The following is a 22,610-nucleotide window of genomic DNA, read 5'->3' on the forward strand; positions in this document are numbered from 1 at the left end:
CTGTTTTTTGAGTTAAGTCTAACAATCTCGCAAAAACGCTCCTTAATGAGTCGAAGGAACGGTATTTTATTTGCTACAAGAAATGGGCTTTCATAGAATCGCTTTTTTCCACATCGTACTTGCACCCACAGGCTTTCTGCGGCCTGCTTGGCTGAGCACCGACGGTAACTCGTACTTTTGATCACTGGCAGATCGTTCGCTTGACTAGTTCGGGCATGACGCGGCCGCTCAACCCTAGGTTGCCAGGTACTCGTCTGTTTTCCGGGTGCACCTACCTAAAATCCTGTATAGGACCCTTAGGTGGGAACTACTTGGTAAGTAGCTTATCAGGGGTTCGTTGATACGCAGTATTTTCGTGCTAGGCTACACGACTGTATATCAGCACGTTGTTGCCAATTATTGATTTCTACCCCTTGGTCAGCTATTCGCGAAATACAGTGCTCTTGATGACTGAAATTGCCAGTATGCTGATTACTCTATCTCGCGGTAGGCCACCTGGCTGTTAATCAGTAAGTGGTCACTACGGGGAAGGGACTGACCCCTAAATCGTTGTTATCCAGTAACTTAACTTCGCTTCCGGCTGAGCTAGGTCTAGTTTATTTCAGTCTGGTCCGTATCTGGTCCTCTAAACAGGATGATGCCCGGCTCTAGTTGGTGTTTGCGCCAGGCTACCAGCAATGAAGCAACGTCATCGTAGTGCGTCACAATCGCCCCAGAAGAATGGGTAGCCAACGAGTCTGCCGAAGCGGGTTGCTCCGTCAGTGAGTGAATCCGTAAAGGATAGTTTAGGAGGTCATCGGCCTGATTGGTTGAGAGCTCATCCATTGGCAAAGAGAGGAGTGTGCACTCAAAGATCACTTAATGTATTGAACGATAGGTAGCTATACGTTAGATTTTCTATGTAAACTATATCGGCCCGCCTGATGGGGGCTCGTTTAGATCCTCGTTAGTTGCCCGGTGGTGATTAAGCGGCCGTATGAGCGAGGCACGAATCTATGAACATGGAGCGAGAGAATGTTATCCGTGTGGTAAAAAGCCAGTACCTGCTGGACGGGATATACCGTTTGCTCTAGTTTGATAAACTCACTGCCAAATGACCAGATGGCACTCTGCTGGTGTAGCGCCACAGAGCCGGCAGCGGGTGAGGAGTCGACGCGGTAGATCCGGATTAAATTGACCTGTTTCAGAGCGATAATCTCCTGTAGATTGGAAATAAGTTGTTCAGCCGACGTTTTCATGATCAAGTTAACTACGTATAATCCGGTGGGCAGGGAGCATAAACCAGTAACCACCCCATTTCGAACTAACGGGTAAAGTTGAGTCGTCAGACGCTGAACAAAGTCTGGCAGTAGCTGTAAACAACCTTTTGGCAGGCGGTCATTTGCTGACTCAGAGAGGTAATCCTCCGGGCGGGTTGAGCTAACGCAATGCGCTGGGGGGTGGGTGGGGGAACTGGCTGGGACTGCGGTGCCAGCGTTCCCGGCTGATCAAGCTGGTCTAGGCGGTCCAGGGCTAATCCAATAGCCAGTATGCCATCCTGCCAGGGCTTGAGCAGCGAATAGTACTCTTTGCCGGTAGTGGGCGAGTGATATATTTCTTCCTGGGCCACGCCTGACGAGAGAACGCGTTGGTAGGCTAGAAACAAACCCTGCCGGGCGTCCTGGCGGAATAACTCCCAAAAGGTGGCGCCCCGGTACCAGTCCTGCAAAGCAGGCAGATCGAGGGTAGCATAATGGTTGAAGGAGCACACCTCAAAATTAACTAACTCGCCCTGCTGGTTGCGAATAGCCCGGGAATGCATAATGCCAAAGGGAATGACAAAGTGTTGGTCCTCCCAGACGAAAGCAGACGGTGATGCTGTCATCGGTAAGTGGTATATGAGATGTAAAGTTACCTTTATTACACATAGGAATCCATTAGTTACTTATGATAATTTATATTTAATCTTATGTACAGAATATAGTGATATAAATAAACAAAATGCCTGTTATGAAAAAGTTTGTCAGTAATAATTTCAGTTACCGAGAGCACTCTATTTCGCGAATAACTGATCAAGGGGCAGAAAATAATCATTGGTAACAACAGGCTGGTATACAGCCATGTATCCTGTTCTTTTTGAAAGGAAACGCCTGATCTGTTTACTACGAAACTATATGGTCAATATCCCCGAAATCCCCAGCGGTGAGGTACCATCTCACCACTTCTTTCTTTATCGCAACGCTGGCAAATACTATCGCTAAAGTAGCTTCGGGGGGAATAGCTATGGTTGTGTACGTACTTTCCAACCTCTCCGTGAATCGGCAGGTTACCCACGTTCACCGGATCGAGTTGATTTATCTATACAACAAGCAACAAACAAAACGTTTATGAAGCTCACTGATTACCGCATGCCCTCACGGGTGGTCAATATAGCTGAAACTCCCGGTTAGACCTAAGCGAATTTACCTACTTCCTTGATAATGAGGTTCATCCGAATAGTGAACCGTTCACCCATTGAGAATTGGGCGGTCGTGGGATTCCGCCGAATACGAATATAGAACAGCGGGGATAGTCAATATGGCTTCTGACCTATTGTGTTGCCTAACCAATAGCGAGATGATACTCTAGGCTATATGGACATTCATCGTGACTGGGGGCATGATTGGGGGCAGCCAGCCGAATAATCCGTTTTACTACTAATGAATTCAGGCACTTAGGACGAAAATGGCGATGCGACATCCGGCACCACTCTTTTTTTTACTGACTTTATTGTTTTTTAGCGAAGCGAGAATTTTTCAATTCTGGCAACGGCTTAAGGCTATCCTTCCTTTATCGATCAATTCTCCAGATAGACCCACAGTAACCCAAAGTGGGGGCATGAATGGGGGCATCAAATTGACCCTGGGCACTGCCCATCTGGGTAGCATGAATCAAGGGGGGTACTAATGGGCTTGTCTAACATGACCTGTCAGACCGCTAAACCTAAAACCAAGCCTTATAAGCTGGCCGACGGTGAAGGGCTGTATCTTGAAGTCACTCCGAAGGGAACCAAGTTCTGGCGGCTCAAGTATCGACTTCGCGGCAAAGAAAAGCGCATTTCACTGGGTGCTTATCCCTCCGTTTCAGTAGCGGATGCCCGAAAGGCCAAAGATGAAATTAAGCGCGATATAAAGACTGGTATTGACCCTATTCTAAAACGGTTGCAGGCAACTCAGACCCAGGCCTTGATCCAACAACTCGATTTTAAATCGATGGCCATGGAGTGGTATCAAAAACAGACGCCCTTATGGAAGCCAAAACACGCTGATATCATCAAACACCGCTTTGAAAAGTATGTGTTTCCGTTTTTGGGAAACTTTCCGCTTGCAGAGATACAACCGATGATGATGTTGAACTGCGTACAAAAGATTGAAAAAACCGCGCCTGATCTGTCCCGCCGGATGAAGGCGCTTTGTAGCCATGTCTTTAAATACGCTATGGCGACCGGTCGGGCTGAACGTGATCCGACATATGGCTTAGAGGCCGCCATGAAGAAGTTCAGGAGAGGACATTACGCATCGATCTCTGTGGATGAATTGCCTGAGTTTCTACAATGCTTGATGAATTATGAGAATCGTGTCAATCGCCAAACTTTTCTTGCTCTCAAATTACTGCTTCTAACGTTTGTGCGTACTTGTGAGCTTGTCGAAGCAAAATGGGAAGAAGTCGATTTTGAAAGAGCAATGTGGGTAATTCCAGCCGAACGAATGAAAATGAATCTGCCTCACCTCGTTCCGTTGTCTCAACAGACGCTAGCCATCTTTCGTGAGCTCAAAGGGATGAATGGACACCGCGCGTTTATCTTTCCTGGTTACTACAGCTGGAGAAAGCCCATGAGCAAAAACACAATGCTCGTCGCTATCAAGCGAATGGGTTATAACCGCAAAATGACTGGACACGGTTTCCGGACCTTAGCTCTTGGAATCCTAAAAGAAAAGCTAGGCTACACGCATGATATAGCTGATCGCCAACTTGCCCACGTGCCGAAAAGCAGTGTAGATCGTGCTTATGACCGTGCGCAGTTTTTGCCTCAACGTATCGAAATGATGCAACGCTACGCTGACTTCCTTGATACAGTCTACTTAACAGAGTTGAAAAAGTGCCAAAATCCAAAAGCAGAATTATTTCCTGTATAGCTTGATCCGCGTTTTCTTGTTATCTGATATTAATAGGACAGTGATCCTATTGTGTATGCGTATTTCTTGGTGTACCATGAATATATTCCTAGATCAAGGGGGATGATTGGATGAAAGCCTGATTCTTGCAAAGGGGGAGATGATGTCAGACAAAAACGAACCTCTACTCGACCGTAAAACGGCGGCTAGGTACCTTAACCTATCGCCAGGTACCTTAGCCGTTTGGGACTGTACCAAACGCTATGATCTTAGTCCCATCAAAATCGGCCGCGCTGTCCGCTACCGTAAGGCAGATCTCGATAAATTCATTGAACAGCGGCTTTGGTCGTCGCACAAGACAAACGCGGACCCGCCCGATAGTGCACGCCGTTAACACGTAAGCCGTTTCTTCACCTTCTGCATCTTTGGAGGTCGCCATGAACATTGATCAGGCGAAGACGATTCCTATTGCCGACATTCTAGGACAGCTCAATATCCAGCCGCGCAAAACAAGCCCCGACAAGCTCCTCTATCTCTCACCCATTCGTAAGGAAAAGACACCGAGCTTTTGGGTCTATCTCAAGCCGAATCGATGGCATGACTATGGTATCGGGCAGGGCGGTGATCCGGTCGATCTTATATGCGCCTACCTTAGGTATATTAGAGAAGATCACACCGTTGTAGACGCCTTGCGGTGGATAACCAACATGCACAATACGCCTTACGCGTTTGCGCCCGTTTATATTGATGCACCTGCCGAAGAGGACGACCATTGTCTTTCCCTCAAAAAAGTAGGCCCTATTGAGCACGTCGGACTTGTTCACTACGTGCATAAGCGTGGTATTCCAACGCCTGTGGCCAATATGCACCTCAAACAAGTTCATGTGCGCAACAAACGTACGGGCAAAAGCTTTTTTGCTCTCGGTTTCGACAATGAAGAGGGCGGTTACGAACTGCGCAACCCGTTCTTTAAAGGCTCACTGGGAAGAAAATCTGTATCGTTCATTCGTGGCACCGACCCGCAAGCCAATGGCATCCACATCTTTGAAGGGGCAATTGACTATCTCTCAGCTGTCGCTCAGCTAAAAGGCGAACGCTTCAAGGGCGACACGATAGTTCTCAACTCATTGTCCTGCCTCAAACAGCTTCTGCCGTATGTGCACAATTACGGCTACCGGACGGCGTACACCTGGCTTGACAATGATACAGCCGGTAAAACTGCCACGCGCACATTGGGCGAATTCTTCAAGACGCAAGTGGATCTTACCCACAAGTGCATGAACCGGCTTTACGCTCCGCATAAAGATGTTAACGCCTGGCACATGCATCAATTAGGTCTCACCCTGTAAGGAGCGCTTCCTATGGATCAATTATCGCTGCAATCGCTTTTTAAGGTCAACGAGATCGAGATCATCTACCGTAACACGGTGCCGTACCAGGATCGCATCCAGATTCGGTCTTCCTCGACTGCTTATGAAATCCTCCTGGCAACATGGGCTGAAAACCGTATAGAACTGGTGGAACAGTTCAAGATCCTCTTGCTTGACCAGAAAAATAACTGCCTTGGCGTATCCGACATTGGGACCGGTGGTATGTCGTCATGTCTGGCTGATCCAAAAGTCATCTTTGCCACGGCTTTGAAAGCTCGTGCGACCGGCATCATTCTGGCCCACAATCACCCGAGCGGCAATTTAACACCGAGCGAGCAGGACAAGACGCTGACGCGTAAGCTGCAAGACGGCGGCAAGCTCCTCGACATTGCCGTACTCGATCACCTGATTGTCACCCCGCACAACTATCGCTCTTTTGCGGATGACGGTCTAATGCCGGGTTAATGCTCTTGGCTTCTAACAAGGGTTGGACGGTGAGGGCGGTTGTTCTCACTCATTCTGCCAAGGCATGACGGCTCGAGCGGGACTGTACCCAGCTCACTCATTCCGCCAACAACAATTTTCCCCAGGCCTAACGGCCTTTCCTCGCGCTCCAAAATTCTTGCTGGCTCCTTCGTTAGAGCCGGGTCGTGTCATTCCCGTAACCCTCAACCATGGAGAATAGACGATGACAACCACTCCCCATCAATCATCCAGCCGCAGCCGAAAAACAACAACTCCACATAACACCTCTATATCTCAAAGCGACGTTTATACACGGATCACGCATAAGATCCTCACCGATCTCGAACAAGGCAATCTCACCTGGCGCAAGCCTTGGAACGCTGATCATCTGAACGGTCACGTCATGAAGCCCCTGCGTTGGAATGACATTCCTTACACCGGTATCAATACCCTGATGTTGTGGGGGACTGCTGCCGAGCAGGGCTATATCTCACCCTATTGGATGACGTATAATCAAGCCATTGAATTAAAAGCCAACGTTTGCAAGGGCGAAAAAGGGACGCAAATCGTCTATGCTGACAAAATGGTCAAGGAAGAGGAAGGTCAAAACGGTGAGACCAGCACCCGGCAGATTCCATTCCTCAAATGCTACACCGTCTTCAACGCGCACCAGATCGATGGTCTCTCCGATGCATTCTATACAAAACCCGAAGTGCCAGTTGCCAATTCTATCACCCGAGATCAATCAATTGAGCGCTTCTTTGCCCAGACGAAAGCGGATATCTACACCGGTACACAGGCGGCCTATTCCATCACCACTGACCGAGTTCAGATGCCACCGCTGGAGAGCTTTGAAACCGCTAAGAGTTACTACGCTGTACTTGCCCATGAGATCACCCACTGGACCCGCCATCCAAGCCGTCTGGATCGTGACTTAGGCCGCAAGGTGTACGGCGATGCAGGTTATGCCAAAGAAGAATTAGTGGCGGAATTAGGAGCATGTTACCTAGCTGCCGATCTTGGCTTTGAACCGATGCCGGAGAGGCATCATGCGGCTTATATTCAATCCTGGCTGCAAGCTTTGCAAGACGACAAGCGCTTTATCTTTCAAGCAGCATCACATGCCCAAAAGGCTGTAGATTACATTCATGCCTTACAACCATCATAAGGCTTCTCATCGGACTAGCGGTGTCGGTTCTACCGACACCGCTAGTTCTACCAAGAGTTCTGTTGACTTATGTGTGTTGGGAGCTTACTCAATCATTCAATGTTAGGCTTTTTATCCGTTAATCCTAGCTTCGCCCAGCGTTTTTGTAAATCTTGAAGTGTTTTGAGGTGCCATTTACTTCCTTCTTGGCCACTATATGTTCTGACACCTCGTTCGTTCAACAAATCAACAGTTGCTTGGAGCGTCGTAACACCTGACTCTACTTGCATATTTTGAATAACATTATACATATTAGCAGCAAACTCGTCGGATTTTCGGTTGCGTTCTGCGCTTCCTTTCTTTCCGGCTTCTGAACGAGCGCGGCTCATTAAAATGGCAAACGCTTCTGACATGGAGGCACTAATAACAGGATCCTTAGTTGATTTGAAACGAAACTGTGGATTCTGAATACTTTCGGCTATATCTACGCCTTCTATTGTTTTGCCATTTATTATCGCATTCAGAATAGCTTCTGTTGATGATTCAAATTCACGCAGTGATGTTTCAGATGATTTGTCAAGCAATGAGTTAATCTCCGGTTTTATTACAAGGTTTAAGCTAGGTGGTATAGCATTTATCTTGTAGAGGGTGTTTAAGGTTTGGGCTCGAATGAACAGCTCAACATTGTTTCCTTCAGAGGAAACACCATTGTATTGTAATTCAGGCCTTCTGCCAACTTCTTCTAGTTGTCTGTAATGAGCAATTGTTTGAACAACCGCGTCTAGTGCCATAATACACGTGTTTAAGTCAAATAAAAATAAAAATTCTGAAAAGTGTTTGGATAACACTTTTTTATCACTAGGTTTATAACGGATTGATCCATTATAAAAGCAAAATTAGTTGTTTTAACCCTAAAAACCAAACGGTTACAAAAATGAAAAGCGACATACCTCCGCGACGTAGTATCCAATCTGGAAACGCAAATCTTAACCTGTCTCTCCAAGGGGGACGGGGAAGCGATCCAAAAAAATCGCTAGGTGTTGACAGGATTAGTCTCGCTCATCAGTACAAAGCTTGCTTTCGTCATGATAACCACGATTTTACTCCTCCTACTAGAGGTGCTCCTGACCTTTCGGGAGGCTACACTCTACGCCATAGAGCACCGTGTTGAGATATTGGGACTTATAACGCTTCATACTATCGCAGTAGCCATACTCAAGGGTATTGATCAGCTCAAAAAAAAGCTCTTTAATCAATCAAATAACAAATAGTAATCTCGAACGTAATCTATCGGAGCACTCAACAGTGCTCCGATAGATTACATCTAAACGCTAAAAGCCATGCTTGAAAACATATTCTGCTCAGTGGTAATGATCGTGTTTAGCCTTATCATATTAGCGATAATCGGTTGGTTGGTTATTCTGTCTAGCGATCATATCGGTATGCTATCATTCTGCGGTCTCATCATTCTTACAATTACTTGTAAAATGATTGTAAACTATCGTTTTGCTCGTTGAAAAAGAATGCATTCCCAATTTTTGTTCTATCATTATAAATCTAGAAAATATGGCTTGTATCGTGGTAATTGTTTGCATCTACTTGATAAGTATGGTGCTAGACATGACAAAGGCCAGAATTCGATAGTCGTCGAAAATGCACTACTTCAACAATCAATAAAAAATCCCTAGGCATCACCCAGGGATTTTTTATTGATTCGGATGCAACTCTAAATGTGGTTGCGCGATACGCTGTTGAGTGTATGCATTTTACTAGCTCGGATCTATAGTGATGCTGACGCCAATATTTTTGTGCAGCTGGATAATATCATCATAAGCGCAACGGACCGCATGAATAGTTATTTTGACAAAATTCGAAAAAGCTTTGACGACTCAGCACGTTTGGATAAGCTCTACGCGATGGTCATCAGTAAGTAGCTCGTGCTTCGCCCGCCCGACTCGTCTTTGATCAACACCCCTTGCTCTATCAGATTGTGAATGTCGCGCAACGCCGTATCCTGTGAGCATTTAGCAATTTTTGCCCATTTCGACGTTGTTAGTTTACCGTCGAAACCGTCCAGCAATTTATTAATCATCATGCGTTGCCGCTCGCTGAGCGTTTTCGTACTCAACCATTCCCAGTAACGGGCCTTCAACAACACACTGGATAATATTTCATCCGTTGCGGATAACGCACGATCCAGGCAGCCCAGAAACCATTCTAACCAGTTTGTGATGTCGAGATCGCCCCGTTGCGTTTTCTCCAAAGCGTCGTAATACGCATTTCGCTCCTTACGGATTTGAGCGGACATACTGTAAAAACGTTGGGCACTTCTGTCGGCACGGGCTAGCTGCATATCGGCAATCGTGCGGGCGATACGGCCATTGCCATCATCAAAAGGATGGATGGTCACAAACCATAAATGCGCGATCCCTGCTTTGACCACCGGATCAAGGGCTATTTCACTGTTGAACCAGTCGAGAAACGCTTGCATTTCATGATCCAGCACACTGGCATCCGGTGCTTGAAAGTGGACTCGCTCTTTGCCCAAAGGGCCTGAGATGACTTGCATGGGGCCCGCATTCCCGTTACGCCAGTCGCCGACCATAATCTTGAACATACCACTGCGCCCCGTTGGGAAGAGGGCTGCATGCCAGTCAAATAATCGATCTTTGGTCAGTGGCTTGTCATACTGTTGAGTGGCATCCAATAACATCTCCACAACGCCATCCACGTCCCGGTCAACAGGGACCAGGCCAAAGGTTTCGATCCCTAAACGCTTGGCAATAGACGAGCGAACCTGATCTTGATCCAAAATCTCGCCTTCGATTTCACTGGTTTTGAGGACTTCAAGCGTCAGGGTTTGTAGCATAGCTTCTGCACGCAATGAGAAGCCTAAACCTGCCATTTGACCAATCAAGCGGCCTTGCTTATGGCGCAGATCAGCCAGTGTGTTGATAAGTCTATTCTGATCCCAGTGAAAATGCGGCCAGTGACTGTATTGATAAATGTACATTTTATTCTCCGCACGATATGCGTCGAATATAGCAGCTATTCTTCGCACTGTCAATTATAATCTCCGCATTTTATGCGGAGATTATAGTATATATTCTCCGCATGACCATTATCAATTCATAAAACGAGAGTATTTGGGCGGTTGAAATAGCGTGTAAAATCTTCTTAAAATCAGGGGCTTACATTGACATAAGAGGTAATAAGCTATATATGTGTAAGTGAAAGGATACTTACAATGGCTTATCAGTTCACCATACAAACATCATTGGGGTTGAGCCTCATTCACGATTCACGCGAAACGCTGATCCACTATGCATCCAAAGCCCCGCCTATATTCACGCTTCACTGGATCGATCCCAAAAACAATGATGTTATTGAGAACATGCATCATCCAGTGAAGAATAGAAAAAATCTTGTGTTAGACGTCGAGGTTAATGAACCGGAGCGCGTCCAGCCGCTTCAAGTTCGGGATGATAGAGGTGTCGCAGGTGGCACGGGTCAAGCGTATAAAGATAGTTTCGAAATTGCTTTGAAGTTGATGCGCTATGACCCTGAGAAACATAGTGCGCGATGGACGATTAGAGAGGTCTGTGAAGTAACCAATATTCTAGCGCAGTCTGGGTTCAACGCTGCATGCAAAGAAATTAAGCGTGAGAATCTGGCAATAGCAAGAACGGAGCCGAAGCTGGTCTGAGCGTTAAAAAAATTAATGGTGTTGCGAGACGACTATATTGGTAATAATTGCTGATTCCTCTGTTTCAATCGTATATCGCTCGTCTGCTGCTTTAATAATACGCGGTAGATGATCCAGCAGCTCCATAAATAGCCTATCTAGACCATATCCTTGCAACAGGACATTATGCGCCGAGAAGTTTAGGCGAATGATATTCTTCTCACTCCCCACGTCAAACTCCGCTTCGATTAAATACGCATAGTTGAGAAACACCTTGCGTCCATCCGGCCAGACAAGACATAAATTACGCGCATGCCCTGGCGCATGGTAGTCGCTGTCTATCTCGGCCAGCGAAATGTTGTCGCTGGTGGGGTTATTGTCCCGCATTTGGTCAAAGCGGAGTTTAAAACTTTGGTTCATAGTCACGGTCTTTTACACGCGGTGCTTTCGTAATTGCATTGCCTTTGTCTGCTTTGGCAGGCGTCCGGTTTAATTCCTCACGGATGCGGTGCTGGATGTGTTCGCGTGTCTGGTCGTGGCTGGCAACCAGTTCAAGGGCTGATTGCCGGTCACCCAACCGTTTCGCGTAATTCAACAATTCGTCTTTGTCATCCGTAAAGATTCGCGCCCGGTCGCGTCCGCGTGAGACAGAGACATAAAATTGCTTGGCATCCGTGCCGGGGAAGGTGGCGGCAGGCTGCCACAACAGGACCTCATCGACGGTCTTGCCCTGAGAAGCATGCGAGGTCACGCAATAGCTATGCGCGATGTGACCGAAATCCTGTTTCAGCGTGTATTCAACTTTGCTGGTTTCGTTACGTAGCAGAATGGGGCCATTTTTACTGACCTTGACCACATCCAGCAGCTGGCCGTTACTAAGCCGGTTGCCATTCATGTCAAAGCCATTCCGGGTGATACGAACTTTATCCCCCTTGGCAAGTGCAATCTCGCTTTGCCGCAGTACGTCAAAATAATTGGCCTTATCGAGGGGCAGGCGCATCATCTGATCGTGTTCATCTACGACTTCAACACCTTCTTTCGTGCTACTCTTGACCTGCCAGAGGCTCCCCCGCTTAAAGCCCGGTACATTTTGGTTGAACTGAACCTTATGGCCGGGTTTAAAATTGCGCCAGTCGGCCCGCTCGGCAGCTGTCAAATTGAGGTTCGTGTAACGCTTGGCTTGGATTTCACGTTGTCCCAGCAATCCTCCTTCCTTTAGTTTTGTGCGAATGCTGTTGGTAATGGCGTCACTTTGTTCGTGGGTTGGAGACACCACCAGAGCCGATTTGCCACGTTGCAGAACATCGGCATAAGTGTGCACCAGTCCTTGATGCGGTTTTAAAGGATCAACGTTTTCGATAAAGCCAATGTCATCCAACCGGCCAAACCCGGACGCGACATTTCCCTTGGCGAGATCTTCGACAGCCGCCCGGTAATCCGTATCCCGTTGGCGGTAAATTTTGTTGACTTCCGCCGTTTTGATGCCAGCAACGGTGTTCAGTATACGCAAGGCATCACCCCGCACGACCGCGCTATGCTGCCTGGTATCGCCTCCCAGGATCAAGCGGGCGTTCTGCTTGTTCGCTAGTTCAAGGAGCGCTGTCATATCGGCATTCCCCAACAGCCCCGCTTCATCCACCCAAAGAACCTGTCCTTTTAAAGCGTCCTGCCTTCTAGGGTCGCTTAGCAGTAGGGAGACGGTTTCTGCCTTATCGAATCCTTCGTCACGCAGGACGCCCCGCGACGCTTGAGCCGTTGGCGCCACGACGGTGACGGTTTTCCCGGCTTTCTCCATCTGCCCAATGGCCTCCTTCATTAAGGTGGTCTTACCCGAGCCTGCCGCCCCCCGGATGATAGACACCCGATTTGTGGTGGTGAGCACATGCGTGACCGCATCGGCCTGTTGTCCCTCCAACGTCAGCTCAGGCGCTTGGGCATACAATGGCTTGAGCTTGCCCAGACCTTGACGGGCTAAATTCACCATATGCTGTTCTTCGCGTAGGACCGTTTTCGTGGTCGTCAATGTACGGCCAGCGTCCGTGACGTGGATCAATCGCTCGTCTGCTGCAAACGCGCTTGTAATCTCGTCCAGTGAGACGCTGCGGTGACCGAGGCTATGCCGGTAACCTTCAGCCAATAATCTCCGGTCCTGCGCCACCGAAGCCCGTTCAAAGCCATGTTCGATGGCATGATCGACACAGCGTTGGGGAGAGGGGGCCTCTTTGTCCTGGACCGGTGCATAACGAAGGATCTGTTTCCCGTCCTTTTCAGACGTTTTACCCAGTTCGCTGATCTGCCGTTTCCAGTCATCTTTTAGCTCCGCCATTGTTAAGCCTTTTTGCTTTTTGGCGCGTGTCCGGGCTCCTAATGCGCCCAGCTCGTCAGGGTTTGTAATGCCTTTTGCCTCGGCGACACGACCAATCTCATCCGTTCTCTTTGAGAACAGGTCAATGACGTTTTCAGGGACGCCAGTTAGCTCGAACGATTTATCAGTTCGTTGGATCTGATACCCCAGATCAATCAGATTGTCGGCCAGCCTCTTGTGGAAGCGGCTTTGATAGAATGGCATGTCCCGCTTGATGTCTCGAAACTGCACAGCCTTGACCTGCTGTTCTTCAGCGTCCCACGTTGCATTCATGACAAAGCAGTGCATATGCAAGTGCGGATCAGGGGTATGGCCTTCAACGGGTCTTGCAGTCAAATGGGTAAAGTCGGCCCAGAGCAGTTCGCTCGTCTGTCGCTCATCGACGATACCGTCTTTACGCACACGTGTCTTGGCATCGTTCTCGATGTCCAGCATGGTTTGCCGGACGGCCTCCTGAAAAGCTTCCTGGATATGATTGTCAGGGGAGAGGGCTTGTATGATGCTGACGCTTTTCGGGCAGTGGAAGTTGATGTCATAGCCGACCGTCCGGTCATGCTTGGTGATCGGCGTTAAAGCCCCGCCGGTCGTGGGATTTATGTTTTCGCACAGGTCGAAAAACACCTCCTTCGTGACCGGACCGGCGAGGCCCAAACGCTCGGCCAGTTTCCCTTGCAACCGTCCGCTAATCTCCTGGTCCTGACCGGAGAGGTAATAATCGGACCTCACCAGGCTTTCGGAAAAATAAGCCTTGGCGTGTCCACTGGATTTAGACTGGACCATGCGGATCATAGCAGTCAGTGTACAGGAGTTGGCTCACATTGACGGGACTTTGCGCGTTTCTTAGACACGGTGCATCACCGATAATCTAAGCCAGAGCTGTGCGCGGGAAGGCGGCTCGTCGTATAGTCATTTTTCCATCAGACGTCTTCTCGGAGCACAGCTCTGAATTACATAACCTCTACCGATTCGTCCTCCTGCATGAACATTTCGGCCACAAGACGGCGCGCATCCGGGTCCGCTGGACGGCGGCCGTAGAAGTGAAATCCTCTGGCTTGGGCGTCGTCCTTGTCGTCCACAAACGTGTTAACTAATTCTTCGTTACAGATCCGCTCGTCTATTTTGTCCATGATATAGTTGTCACCCGCATGATAGGCCGCCCGATAACTGAACGAATAGAAAATACTGCTAACGACGAGGATAAACCCAATGGGCTGACCGGAGAACCAAAGAATCATGCCTGAAAAGAAAAAGACACCGGGCTCCAGAACGGTCTCGATTGTGCGCACATCGAACCGTCTCCCTTGCCATTCGAGACTCCGAAACCAGGGATGAATGAGACCGGTAGACAGGCTGAAACGTGCAAAATCAAAGACACCGGGTAGGTGTTTAATTTCATCGCGCCGTTGAATAGCCATGTAAACAAACACGGCTAGGTACAGATACCAGCTCATATACGTTCCCAGGAATTGAAAGGTCGTTATGCCGCCATATAGACGTTCCAGTCCCTTCATTAAGAATAGAGGTATAAAACCAAGCACAATCGCTAAGGTCATGGCTCCTGAGAAACTAAAGTAGCGCTCGCCCATGTCCCGCCGGATGAGGGTCTCGATCAGCATACGCGGGTATGAACTCAATCCGAGGAAGAACGCGAGTAACGTCTCTTTAATAGGGTCGCGACGCCGGTACATGGTCTGAAAATAAGTCTTCTTTTGCATGGCTTTGGATCGTTTAGATTAGAGAGTGTAATCGGGTTGGTAATTTTGATTGAAGGTCAACTTGATGTAATTACGTCCATTCATCAAATCACCTTGACGATAGAAGTAAGCATCAACACGACAGTCATGCAGGGGGCCGCCACACCGCAGGCGTTGAAATTCTTCAGGCCTCACGACCCGTTCGAGCTTAAGCGAGCGGCCGCGCGTTTGTGAAAAGTTTTGGGAAACTGTGGTGCTTTCGGATTCATCAACAAAGTAGGCGTCCCCAATCAGCTTCGATGAGTAGTCATTCGTCGTTTCGTCGCTGTTCGCGTGGAAAATCTTGGACGCGAGCGTTCCCAGGAACGACTTGACCTTATGTTCGGATTTTTCACCGCCCATCGCTGCATACAGATTGTGCAAGTTTTGTGTCAGGTAAACGGTCGCGATCCGGCTGCTGCGAGCGGTTGTCTGGGTGGCCTGGTCATGCTCGTGCAGGAAGAACTGGCACTCGTCGGCGAACAGAAAGACAGGCCGTGGATTCTTCGTGATATCTCTTTTTTCCATCGCCCGTTGCCAACAGTACTTAAACAGAATCTGTCCATCTCGTCCGGATTTTTCATACACTTTGACGGGTAGGTTGATTAGGATGATACGACCCTCCAGGCAGTCTTCAGGGGTCAGAGTTGAGCGACCGTGACAAAACAGAGAGTAAAGAGGCTCTCGGAGCAGGCGGAACAAAAACCCGCTGAAGGAAAAATCGACAATCGAGCGTGTTTTATCGCTGAGATCAATCAACGTTTCATTGAAAAAGCTATCCAGTACGCGCAACAGCCGCGCGTCCGGTAAAGCATCTAAAATGTCGGCTTCATAAAGAGCATCATCGGCCCAACGCGCATGCATATGCTTGGGCTGCTTGTCATGCCATGCATCAATCTGATCCATTACATAGCGACGGGCGGCTATAAACGCTTTAAAAAACGGTTTGACCTCATCGCTTTCTTGACCATCCTGTAAATCCTCCCGGCTTTTGGGGATGGATTGGACAATATCATAGAGCGCCTGTACAGAGACCTTACCATACGCCATTCTGCATAGATCGATGGTATTGGCAATTAGCATATCCAGTGCTGTCTCCCAAAAGGCATCATCACTTTTGCCTGCACTCTGTTCCTGGCCTGCACGAATAACCGTCTTAAGAACTTGAACCAGATTGTCAGTGCTGGAAATGCCTGCTGAGGTAGCAGACTCGTATTCCAAAAAGTTGAAATGATGCTTTCCTTTCGGCTCTATAATGAGCAAATCGCTTTCGCGCCCAGTCATGCGGCAATATGCCTGCCAAACTTCTTTTTCATCCGGTTTAGCGCAGAGTACCAGACCACCGTAGCCTGCTTGTAGATATTTCAATGCGATCATGCGACCCGAGCCGGAGCTTTTGCCCGAGCCTATACCTCCGGTGACCAGAATTCCCTCCACGCTGTGACGGATACGGAAGGCTGACCGTTGTGTGCTGGATACCAAATCCATAAGAGGGGTATCTAGATCGAATGTCCTCATAGAATTGTCGCGGTTTACTATCCAAACAGTCGTTGCAATCTCTTTTAAGAGCGGGTCAAAGTAGGCTGACTTTGACCCGCAATACGCCGTTAGCGATCATCAATTGAGTCTAAAAAGACTAGTATTCATTCCCGCTTTGGTGCCTTTCCCAACGGTGACCATTTTCAGAGGACTGAGAATGGTCACCGTCCGTCCAGCGCTTCTCAACCCGGCCATCTTTGATCCGGTAATAGTAATCATCGTGTGCATCTTTCCTGAAATCGGACTCGCGTAAAGCGCGCTCGAGATCATCACTAGTTGGCTGTGCCATAATTGTTAGAATTAATAGAGCATTTGAAACAGTTGACTTCTGCGCACAGGAAAAGACCGATGGTTAGAATTACGGCACTCATCAGATCCAAACGTCGGACAGATGTTTATCAGAGTTGTAAGGCCTGTAAACATCATCGTCGCCAAGACGCTTCACGTACAGCTGGCCGGTCTCCCCAATCAGGGTATCTAGTACACGATTTCCGTCGAGGTTAGTCATGATGCCGTTTTCATGATAAATCCAGCCATGTGCACACGCGTCTTCAACAGTGGTCATCCAATAAGGAATTTTTGACGTGCTGGATGATTACAGGTTTTCCAGCGTGACCTGCTCAATTCAGTGCGGCCGCTTGAGCAAGACAAAGATGTGAACCCATTGACAGTGAAGTCAATGGATAATATTTTGCGCTAAAATTTGCGCAATTATGCTAACCGCACCAATACGTCGATATACATACACTCCTACCGAATACATGGATATGTATGAGATGCTGAAAGAGGCATTCATTCGCAAGGAATGGGGTAATGATGAAGCTGTATCTAAGGGAAAATATAGTGTATGGCTTAAGCAGGGCGAGAAAAGGCGTCTCGTTTTTGAACGCTTCGAGGTTAATGCAGAGTATTTTTATGATCGATACTGTCGTGCTAAACAAGGCAAGTCTATTAGCCTGGACGAACGCTTGGCTGTCGCTGTATTAGGCTACATCGGAATCACGGGGCGTACTTTTACGGAAATGAATCCCAATTTTCGTAACAGCCTTAAGCGCCCCAGCCGAAAAAAAAATGCAAATACCGGCGCAATTGCGCAGGCTGAATCACTCCCACAGAAATCCGAATGGGACCAGGCGACCGCTACCGTCTTGCGCTTTTACGATGCAATTAATAACGGACCTACTCATTATGAAGAGGCTTGGTCCTGTCTAACGCCTAGGTTGCAACACAGCATTTGTGAGTCCGATTTTGACCGCTTCTGTGAAGGTTATAATAATACGGTTGCAATCAAGAACATTAAGGTGTTCAACGTCGCCAGTAGCGCCGAGGGTGCAGTTGAGTGTTCTGTTTATTACATCGATGAGTTTCGTAATTACCGATCACCGACTTTAAGTGGATGGGATGAATTCACAGTAGCCCATCTAGACGAGTTTGTCAGCAAAGTAAAAAGGCTTAAGGCAGAGGTTGAAGCAGCAGGTGGGCGTGGTTTTGACCGAATTGAGCTTTATAAACTGTTTGAACCAGCTGCTTCCGAATACGTTTGGTACAAGTGTAGAATCAAGCGAGATGATATTCCACTTGTGTTTCCCACCTTCAAACATACCGAACTCAAACGCTTATACCGTGTGACGTGTAAGCGTATCCATGATGATTGGCTGATTGATACTATTCGTCTATTGCCTGTTCACTCATCACGGTAAAATATGGTCAAATAAGGTTCTGTTCATGAAGGACTGTCCACTATAGCCACTTGTGACTCTCCATCAAGCTTCGTACTTTTACTTCTTTAAAAATAGTATGCACGCATACTATTTTATTATTACGAAAACGAAGAGGGTACTTTAGTCGTTATAGAGTATGAAGATTCAAGGCTTTTTTTGTAGTGCACTAGAATCAGTCGTTGTCCTTGTCCAAAGGTCGAGCAAGACCGCAAAAAACGTGAATGTTGTACCTATGTTGTACCAACAAAAAAGGCAGTCACAACTTGTAGCTGTAACTGCCTCATATTCTGGTGGTGATGGACGGAATCGAACCGCCGACACAAGGATTTTCAGTCCTTTGCTCTACCAACTGAGCTACATCACCGGGTTGCGCTGAACTGCGAAACGTGGGTGCAAAAGTACGGGTTTGTCGGCCTTTTGCAATACTTGTAACGGAATATTTTTTAAGTAAGTCCTGGTTGAGCGTTTAGATTGCTGACTATCAGGCAAGGTTGCTCTGAAATACACATGGAAATAATTCAGCAAATTTTGTTCGTAGCCGCCCTGGCAGTTACGGCCTGGTACATAACCAAACGCGTGAAGCTTATAGCCCGCGCTATTAACCTCGGTCGGCCCGAAGACCGCACCGATAACGCTGCCGAACGTTGGAAGACCATGTTGCTGGTTGCCTTTGGCCAGAAGAAGATGTTCACCAATCTGCTGGTCGGTATAATGCACTTTGTGATCTACGCCGGGTTTGTCATCATCAACCTCGAGATTCTGGAGATCATTCTGGATGGGGTGCTGGGTACGCACCGGCTGTTTGCGCCATATATCACTCCCGTTTACCCGATCCTGATCGATGTGTTCGAAGTACTGGCGTTCGGCGTGCTGGCCGTATGCGTCGTGTTTCTGACGCGCCGGTTTGTGACGCGGGTAAGCCGCCTACAGGCCGGCCGACACCGGGAACTGCGCGGCTGGTCGGTTCCTGATGCTACCATTATCCTGACAGCCGAGATCGTGCTGATGATTGCCTTCCTGACTTGGAATGCGTCAGATAGTGTACTGCGCGACCGGGGGGTTGGCCACTATGGCGAGCTGCAGGGCGTGGTGCCCGATTTCCTTATCAGCCAGTATCTGAAACCGCTGTTTACCGGATTTAGCGATACGGCGCTGGTAGCCTACGAACGCGGGGCGTGGTGGCTGCACATTCTCGGCATCCTGGCCTTTGCGGTATATGTAACCTACTCGAAACACCTGCACATTGCACTGGGCTTTCCAAACGTCTACTTCTCAGATCTGCAACCCAAAGGCGAAATGCAGAATATGCCCGAGATCACCAAAGAGGTGCAGCTGGCACTGGGTTTACCGCTTACGACCGAGGCCGATGGGTCGCAGGAGAATGATAATGGGCAGCAGCCGGCTGAAGTTGGTCGCTTTGGCGCCAAAGATGTCCATGACCTGAAATGGATCAACCTCATGAACGCCTACAGTTGTACCGAATGTGGTCGCTGTACGGCCGCCTGTCCGGCCAATATCACCGGCAAAAAACTATCGCCCCGCAAAATCATGATGGACACCCGCGACCGGCTCGAAGAGATTCAGCGCGGCTGGCAAACCCAGGGCGACGACTATAAGGATGACAAATCGCTGCTGAACGATTACATCACGGCCGAGGAGCTGAACGCCTGCACCACCTGCCAGGCCTGCATTAACGCCTGCCCCATCAATATTAACCCGCTTGATATCATTCTTCAGTTACGCCGGTATCGGGTAATGGAAGAGTCGCAGGCCCCCGCTTCCTGGAACGCGATGTTCAGCAACATCGAGAACAACATGGCGCCCTGGAAGTTCTCGCCCGGCGACCGGTTCAACTGGGCCGATCAGGTTAACGAGTCTGTAATTAAATAAACCAGATACACCCATTCGGTTTGCTCCAGTATGCGCCGTTGGTTTGTGCGTTCTGCGCTTCACCGTGGTCCGTGTCCTCACGGACCTCTCAGGCGTCAGCAAACCGTCCGGACAAGTGGTCCGTGAGGACACGAACCACGGTGATGGACCATACAACGAACCACTGCAAACCGAATACTGAAAAAACTACCTGCTGAAAATGACAACCGAGAAAACATATAGTGTTCCAACAATGGCCGAGATGACTGCGGCTGGCGAAGAGCCGGAAGTGCTGTTCTGGGTGGGCTGTGCGGGCTCGTTCGATGATCGCTACAAGCGCGTGACCATTGCTTTTGTCCGCATCCTGAACCACGTGGGTATCAAGTTCGCCGTGCTGGGGCCCGAAGAAGCCTGTACCGGCGATCCGGCCCGGCGGGCTGGTAACGAGTTCCTGTTTCAGATGCAGGCCATGGCCAATATTCAGGTACTGAACGGCTATAACGTGAAAAAGATAGTGACGGCCTGTCCGCACTGCTTCAACACCATCAAGAACGAATACCCGGAGCTGGGCGGCAACTACGAAGTGATTCATCACTCGCAATTTTTGCAGGGCCTGATCAACGAAGGACGGGTGCGGGTGAAAGACGGGCAGTCGTTCAAAGGCCGTAAAATTACCTTTCACGATTCATGCTACCTGGGCCGGGCCAACAAAATCTACGAAGCCCCGCGCGATGTGCTGGCGGCTCTGGACGCCGATCTGGTTGAGATGAAGCGCGTGCGGGCCAACGGTCTCTGCTGCGGAGCCGGTGGCGGCCAATACTTCAAAGAACCCGAACCCGGCCATAAAGATGTAAACGTAGAGCGGGTTCAGGAAGCCCTGGCCACTGGCGCCGACACCATTGCGGTTTCGTGCCCGTTCTGCATGACCATGATGTCTGACGGCGTTAAGAACCAGAACCGCGAAGACAGCGTTCGGGTCTACGATATTGCGGAGCTAATCGCTCAGCGCGAAGGACTGTAAACAAATGATAAATGATGAGTGATGAACGATGAATGCGGCTGCCAGGTAATAGCCAACAAGCCCATTCATCGTTTATCACTCATCATTTATCATTATAGATCTATCATTCAACTTATGTATACCGATTTTAAAACCTTGCCCGATGGTGCCCGCGTCTGGGTTTACCAGGCCAGCCGGTCGCTTTCGGATGCTGATGTACTGGCTATCGAACAGCGGCTGAAACCGGCGCTTGGCGACTGGGCCGCGCACGGGCAACCCCTGCTGGCTTCGGCCCAGGTTGTCGAGAACCGGTTTGTGGTCGTGGGTGTCGATGAAGGATATAACCTGCCAAGTGGTTGCTCGATCGATGCGTCGGTCCGGACCCTGCGCGAAATTGGCCAGCAATTGTCGGTCGATTTCTTCGACCGATCGGCTGCCATCCGGCAGGCTGATGGGTCGGTGGGCACGTTTGCGCTGCCCGCCATCAAAGCCGCGGTGGCCGATGGGACGATCCAGCCTGACACGCCGGTTTTCAACACGCTGGTGAAAACGAAAGCTGAATTTTTGACAGACTGGCAGATCAGGGCGGCCGATTCGTGGCTAAAACGCTACTTTTCATCTATTACGGCCTGACAGCGTCCGTTTCTCAAAGCCGGCCAGTGATTAATCACGGATGATTAATCACTGGCCGGCTTTAACATTCGCCGATTTAGAAACGTTCACTGACAATTCGGCATAAGCCATTGATTTTAAACCTTTTTTTTGAACAAAGGATTGGTTTTTGCAGTCAACCTTTGATCATACTCAGCGGATTGGTCTCAGTTGATTCAGGAATTCGTTGAAGTCTGCCGCTTGCAAACGGCAATAAACGCTTACTTTTATGGCGACCATACCCGAAGTTATGTCAGATACGCCAACTCGCGACGACGATCAACTAACACCCGATGGCGGTTCTACTGAGCAGCCCTCGGCTGATGCCCCTGCCCGCCGATATACCGACGAGCAGAAGTATCAGGTATTTAACAAGGAGTTCATGCCCCACATTGACTCCATGTACAACTTTGCTTTCCGCCTGACAACTGACGAGGATGATGCCAACGACCTCGTACAGGATACGTATCTAAAGGCTTTCCGCTTTATTTCGTCGTTTGAGCAGGGAACCAACGCTAAAGCATGGCTGTTTCGAATACTGAAGAACAGCTTCATCAACGATTATCGTAAGAAAAGCAAAGAGCCGGCTAAAGTAGATTATCAGGACGTTGAAACGACCTATAATTCAGAAGACGCCGAAACAGAGCATACGGTTGATCTGCGGGCTGAGTCAGTCTCAGATCTGATTGGTGATGAAGTGGCCACAGCGCTTAACGCGTTGCCGGTTGATTTCAGAACGGTAATTATCCTTTGTGATATCGAAGGGTTTACTTACGAAGAGATGGCTAAGATTCTGGACATCCCGATCGGTACCGTTCGCTCCCGGTTGCACCGCGCCCGTAACCTCCTGAAAGAGAAACTACGGGATTACGCAGCATCCATGGGATATAACGAAGAAACTGACGAATAAACCGAACTTTTTCTATCTGTAT

Annotated in this window: 19 protein-coding genes and 1 tRNA gene; 11 read left to right on the forward strand and 9 right to left on the reverse strand. The window is 48.8% G+C overall.

The window, feature by feature from the left end; translation table 11 throughout:
* Positions 1–935: 935 nt before the first annotated feature.
* A complete protein-coding gene (locus EQG79_RS26675; protein WP_129605757.1) occupies positions 936–1,238 on the reverse strand; it encodes a hypothetical protein in 303 nt (100 codons plus the stop codon).
* Positions 1,239–1,324: 86 nt separating this feature from the next.
* Positions 1,325–1,864: a hypothetical protein gene (locus tag EQG79_RS26680; RefSeq protein ID WP_129605759.1), complete on the reverse strand. Its 540-nt coding sequence runs from the start codon at positions 1,862–1,864 to the stop codon at positions 1,325–1,327.
* Between the two features lie 1,075 nt (positions 1,865–2,939).
* Between EQG79_RS26680 and EQG79_RS26685 the strand changes: the two genes are divergently transcribed.
* The 5 genes from EQG79_RS26685 to EQG79_RS26705 all read left to right on the forward strand — a co-directional run bounded on the left by EQG79_RS26685 (position 2,940) and on the right by EQG79_RS26705 (position 7,136).
* Positions 2,940–4,154: a tyrosine-type recombinase/integrase gene (locus EQG79_RS26685; RefSeq protein WP_240699465.1), complete on the forward strand. Its 1,215-nt coding sequence runs from the start codon at positions 2,940–2,942 to the stop codon at positions 4,152–4,154.
* A 142-nt stretch (positions 4,155–4,296) separates the two neighbouring features.
* Positions 4,297–4,527 (forward strand): helix-turn-helix domain-containing protein, encoded by a 231-nt coding sequence (locus EQG79_RS26690; RefSeq protein ID WP_129605891.1) that lies wholly within the window; start codon positions 4,297–4,299, stop codon positions 4,525–4,527.
* 43 nt (positions 4,528–4,570) lie between these two features.
* Positions 4,571–5,482 (forward strand): toprim domain-containing protein, encoded by a 912-nt coding sequence (locus EQG79_RS26695; protein WP_129605763.1) that lies wholly within the window; start codon positions 4,571–4,573, stop codon positions 5,480–5,482.
* A 12-nt stretch (positions 5,483–5,494) separates the two neighbouring features.
* The gene (locus tag EQG79_RS26700; RefSeq protein ID WP_129605765.1) at positions 5,495–5,968 is read left to right on the forward strand and encodes a JAB domain-containing protein; all 474 of its coding nucleotides are present in this window, start codon (positions 5,495–5,497) and stop codon (positions 5,966–5,968) included.
* 223 nt (positions 5,969–6,191) lie between these two features.
* Positions 6,192–7,136 (forward strand): ArdC family protein, encoded by a 945-nt coding sequence (locus EQG79_RS26705; protein WP_129605767.1) that lies wholly within the window; start codon positions 6,192–6,194, stop codon positions 7,134–7,136.
* 92 nt (positions 7,137–7,228) lie between these two features.
* On the opposite strand, the gene EQG79_RS26710 is transcribed toward EQG79_RS26705, so the two are convergent.
* Together EQG79_RS26710 and EQG79_RS26715 are read right to left on the reverse strand one after the other, a co-directional pair.
* Complete coding sequence (locus EQG79_RS26710) at positions 7,229–7,906, reverse strand: hypothetical protein (protein ID WP_129605769.1); 678 nt, start codon at positions 7,904–7,906, stop codon at positions 7,229–7,231.
* Between the two features lie 1,118 nt (positions 7,907–9,024).
* Positions 9,025–10,128, reverse strand: coding sequence for a Fic family protein (locus EQG79_RS26715; protein ID WP_129605771.1), 1,104 nt, complete (start codon positions 10,126–10,128; stop codon positions 9,025–9,027).
* A 234-nt stretch (positions 10,129–10,362) separates the two neighbouring features.
* Between EQG79_RS26715 and EQG79_RS26720 the strand changes: the two genes are divergently transcribed.
* Positions 10,363–10,821: a hypothetical protein gene (locus EQG79_RS26720; RefSeq protein ID WP_129605773.1), complete on the forward strand. Its 459-nt coding sequence runs from the start codon at positions 10,363–10,365 to the stop codon at positions 10,819–10,821.
* A 12-nt stretch (positions 10,822–10,833) separates the two neighbouring features.
* Here EQG79_RS26720 and EQG79_RS26725 read toward each other — a convergent pair whose 3' ends face one another.
* From EQG79_RS26725 to EQG79_RS26740, 4 genes are all read right to left on the reverse strand, one after another.
* On the reverse strand, positions 10,834–11,220 hold the full coding sequence (locus EQG79_RS26725) for a hypothetical protein (protein ID WP_129605775.1): 387 nt from the start codon (positions 11,218–11,220) through the stop codon (positions 10,834–10,836).
* Positions 11,204–13,954, reverse strand: a complete 2,751-nt coding sequence (gene mobF, locus EQG79_RS26730; RefSeq protein ID WP_240699466.1) for a MobF family relaxase — start codon at positions 13,952–13,954, stop codon at positions 11,204–11,206. The genes EQG79_RS26725 and mobF overlap by 17 nt, the downstream gene beginning before the upstream one ends.
* Positions 13,955–14,112: 158 nt before the next feature.
* Positions 14,113–14,880, reverse strand: a complete 768-nt coding sequence (locus EQG79_RS26735; protein ID WP_129605777.1) for a hypothetical protein — start codon at positions 14,878–14,880, stop codon at positions 14,113–14,115.
* A gap of 18 nt (positions 14,881–14,898) precedes the next feature.
* On the reverse strand, positions 14,899–16,416 hold the full coding sequence (locus tag EQG79_RS26740) for a type IV secretory system conjugative DNA transfer family protein (RefSeq protein WP_129605779.1): 1,518 nt from the start codon (positions 16,414–16,416) through the stop codon (positions 14,899–14,901).
* A gap of 788 nt (positions 16,417–17,204) precedes the next feature.
* Between EQG79_RS26740 and EQG79_RS26745 the strand changes: the two genes are divergently transcribed.
* Complete coding sequence (locus EQG79_RS26745; RefSeq protein WP_129605781.1) at positions 17,205–18,137, forward strand: hypothetical protein; 933 nt, start codon at positions 17,205–17,207, stop codon at positions 18,135–18,137.
* 309 nt (positions 18,138–18,446) lie between these two features.
* Here the strand turns inward: EQG79_RS26745 and EQG79_RS26750 are convergent.
* Positions 18,447–18,522: transfer RNA gene (locus EQG79_RS26750), tRNA-Phe, on the reverse strand.
* Between the two features lie 143 nt (positions 18,523–18,665).
* On the opposite strand from EQG79_RS26750, the gene EQG79_RS26755 reads away from it, so the two are divergent.
* From EQG79_RS26755 to EQG79_RS26770, 4 genes are all read left to right on the forward strand, one after another.
* Entirely contained in the window at positions 18,666–20,048 is a 1,383-nt protein-coding gene (locus EQG79_RS26755; protein ID WP_077922452.1) for a 4Fe-4S dicluster domain-containing protein, read from the forward strand.
* A 232-nt stretch (positions 20,049–20,280) separates the two neighbouring features.
* On the forward strand, positions 20,281–21,048 hold the full coding sequence (locus tag EQG79_RS26760; protein WP_240699467.1) for a (Fe-S)-binding protein: 768 nt from the start codon (positions 20,281–20,283) through the stop codon (positions 21,046–21,048).
* Positions 21,049–21,162: 114 nt separating this feature from the next.
* Positions 21,163–21,660, forward strand: coding sequence for a hypothetical protein (locus tag EQG79_RS26765; RefSeq protein ID WP_129605786.1), 498 nt, complete (start codon positions 21,163–21,165; stop codon positions 21,658–21,660).
* 247 nt (positions 21,661–21,907) lie between these two features.
* Complete coding sequence (locus EQG79_RS26770; RefSeq protein ID WP_236648819.1) at positions 21,908–22,588, forward strand: sigma-70 family RNA polymerase sigma factor; 681 nt, start codon at positions 21,908–21,910, stop codon at positions 22,586–22,588.
* Positions 22,589–22,610 lie beyond the last annotated feature (22 nt).

It is taken from the genome of Spirosoma sordidisoli, from assembly GCF_004138325.1.
In the GTDB taxonomy this organism is placed as follows: Bacteria; Bacteroidota; Bacteroidia; order Cytophagales; family Spirosomataceae; genus Spirosoma; species Spirosoma sordidisoli.

Bases quoted from the DNA above. Each gene is read 5' to 3' on its own strand.
- EQG79_RS26675 (WP_129605757.1), bottom strand. From the start codon at position 1,238: ATGAAAACGTCGGCTGAACAACTTATTTCCAATCTACAGGAGATTATC.
- EQG79_RS26680 (WP_129605759.1), bottom strand. From the start codon at position 1,864: ATGACAGCATCACCGTCTGCTTTCGTCTGGGAGGACCAACACTTTGTC.
- EQG79_RS26685 (WP_240699465.1), top strand. From the start codon at position 2,940: ATGACCTGTCAGACCGCTAAACCTAAAACCAAGCCTTATAAGCTGGCC.
- EQG79_RS26690 (WP_129605891.1), top strand. From the start codon at position 4,297: ATGTCAGACAAAAACGAACCTCTACTCGACCGTAAAACGGCGGCTAGG.
- EQG79_RS26695 (WP_129605763.1), top strand. From the start codon at position 4,571: ATGAACATTGATCAGGCGAAGACGATTCCTATTGCCGACATTCTAGGA.
- EQG79_RS26700 (WP_129605765.1), top strand. From the start codon at position 5,495: ATGGATCAATTATCGCTGCAATCGCTTTTTAAGGTCAACGAGATCGAG.
- EQG79_RS26705 (WP_129605767.1), top strand. From the start codon at position 6,192: ATGACAACCACTCCCCATCAATCATCCAGCCGCAGCCGAAAAACAACA.
- EQG79_RS26710 (WP_129605769.1), bottom strand. From the start codon at position 7,906: ATGGCACTAGACGCGGTTGTTCAAACAATTGCTCATTACAGACAACTA.
- EQG79_RS26715 (WP_129605771.1), bottom strand. From the start codon at position 10,128: ATGTACATTTATCAATACAGTCACTGGCCGCATTTTCACTGGGATCAG.
- EQG79_RS26720 (WP_129605773.1), top strand. From the start codon at position 10,363: ATGGCTTATCAGTTCACCATACAAACATCATTGGGGTTGAGCCTCATT.
- EQG79_RS26725 (WP_129605775.1), bottom strand. From the start codon at position 11,220: ATGAACCAAAGTTTTAAACTCCGCTTTGACCAAATGCGGGACAATAAC.
- mobF (WP_240699466.1), bottom strand. From the start codon at position 13,954: ATGATCCGCATGGTCCAGTCTAAATCCAGTGGACACGCCAAGGCTTAT.
- EQG79_RS26735 (WP_129605777.1), bottom strand. From the start codon at position 14,880: ATGCAAAAGAAGACTTATTTTCAGACCATGTACCGGCGTCGCGACCCT.
- EQG79_RS26740 (WP_129605779.1), bottom strand. From the start codon at position 16,416: ATGAGGACATTCGATCTAGATACCCCTCTTATGGATTTGGTATCCAGC.
- EQG79_RS26745 (WP_129605781.1), top strand. From the start codon at position 17,205: ATGTATGAGATGCTGAAAGAGGCATTCATTCGCAAGGAATGGGGTAAT.
- EQG79_RS26755 (WP_077922452.1), top strand. From the start codon at position 18,666: ATGGAAATAATTCAGCAAATTTTGTTCGTAGCCGCCCTGGCAGTTACG.
- EQG79_RS26760 (WP_240699467.1), top strand. From the start codon at position 20,281: ATGGCCGAGATGACTGCGGCTGGCGAAGAGCCGGAAGTGCTGTTCTGG.
- EQG79_RS26765 (WP_129605786.1), top strand. From the start codon at position 21,163: ATGTATACCGATTTTAAAACCTTGCCCGATGGTGCCCGCGTCTGGGTT.
- EQG79_RS26770 (WP_236648819.1), top strand. From the start codon at position 21,908: ATGGCGACCATACCCGAAGTTATGTCAGATACGCCAACTCGCGACGAC.